The sequence below is a fragment of the Mesorhizobium sp. M1A.F.Ca.ET.072.01.1.1 genome (assembly GCF_004023325.1).
Classification (GTDB): Bacteria; Pseudomonadota; Alphaproteobacteria; order Rhizobiales; family Rhizobiaceae; genus Mesorhizobium.
Map to the genome: position 1 here is coordinate 1 of NZ_RZSF01000628.1, position 1,483 is coordinate 1,483.

A 1,483-nucleotide genomic window follows, 5' to 3' on the forward strand; every position below is an offset into this window, starting at 1 on the left:
GGACCGTAGACCCAGTGATAGTCGGGCAGCAGCCTGGACAGGATTTCCGGCTGGTCGTCGCCGTTGCTGCGCTGCCAGTGCCGCTCCACTTCCTGCAGGGCGATGATGTCGGCGCCGTCGACGAGGCGCGCGGCGCGCGCCAGATCGTAGCGGCCGTCGCTGCCGTAGCCGTACTGGATGTTGTAGCTGACCAGCTTCATCGATTAACCGGCTGAATATCCGGCCACGGCACTAGCGCCTCGGCCATCGCGTTGCAATGGACGCCATCGACGTGCGGGATGGTCCAGTCATGACCGCCGACCCTGGCATCGTCTAGGTCGTGAGCGACTGGAACCGCCCCGCCGGCGATGCTGCCAGCTCGGACCAGTCGATTTCTTCTTCCAGACGGTGATAGGCTTCGTCGCCGATCGTACCGTCGCGGCGCAATTCTTCGAGCCTATCGCGCTGCCGCTTGATGGCATAGAGGCGCAGCCGGTCGTATTCGGTGGCCGCCTGCGCATCCTCAGGATTCTCGGCGATCTTTCGTTGGGCCTCGTACTGCTCGCGCACAACGTCCGCAGCGGCAGACGTCTTGCGGCTCAGGACGTCGAGCGCGGCTTCCATGATGGCAACGCGTGCCTGCGCCACTTCGCGATCTATCGTCGTATCCTCTTCGAAATTGAGCCAGCGCAGCAGCGGCTTCAAGCTCATGCCTTGCAGCACCAGCGTGCCGAGCACGACCGCGAAGGCGGCAAGCACGATCGGGTCCCGGCCAGGGAAATTGGCCGGCAATGCAATGGCTACCACCAGGCTCACCAGCCCACGCATGCCGCACCAGCCGACAAGCAAGGCGCCCCCGAATGTCGGCGCATCCCGCCTTTGCTCTTTGCTGTCGAAGCGGGCGAACCGCCGTATGATCGCGACGTAGCCAAACACCCAGACGAGGCGTGCCACGATGACAACGGCCAGCACCGTTGCGGCGAAGACAAATTCATCGCCCTGCCCATCGCCGGAGAGCCTGCCGACGATCGACCGGGCCTGCAGGCCCATCAGCACGAAAGCCAGCACATTGAGCACGAACACTGCCGACTCCCAGACCGAGTAGGTGCTGACGCGGCGTCTGGCCGACATCTGGCGCGGCGCGGTGCGCGCAATGGTGATGGCATAGACGACGATGGTGATGATGGCGGAAAGGCCGATCCTGTCGGCGATGATCCAGACGGCAAAGGTTCCGGCAAACTGCACCACGGTGCTGCTTGCGGCATCCTCGATGCGCGTCAGCGTCAGCAGCGAGAGGCGGCCGAACAGATAGCCGGCGGCGACGCTGCCGACCGTCGACAGAAGGATCACCGGCACCGCATCGCTCAGCATGACCGAGCCGACCGCGGCCGAAACGGCGATGCGGTAGATCAGAAGCGCCGTGGCGTCGTTGAGCAGGCTCTCCCCTTGCAGGATGGCGTTGAGGCGGTGCGGCACCTTGAACTGGCCAAGCACGGCGCTCGCC

At 64.8% G+C, this 1,483-nt stretch carries 1 protein-coding gene and 1 pseudogene; both read right to left on the reverse strand.

The window, feature by feature from the left end; genetic code table 11:
• Positions 1-200, reverse strand: a pseudogene (locus tag EOA32_RS37095) (EEP domain-containing protein); the annotation flags it as partial.
• A 112-nt stretch (positions 201-312) separates the two neighbouring features.
• The coding region (locus EOA32_RS37100; RefSeq protein ID WP_145971513.1) for a sodium:proton antiporter at positions 313-1,483 on the reverse strand (1,171 nt) is incomplete at its 5' end.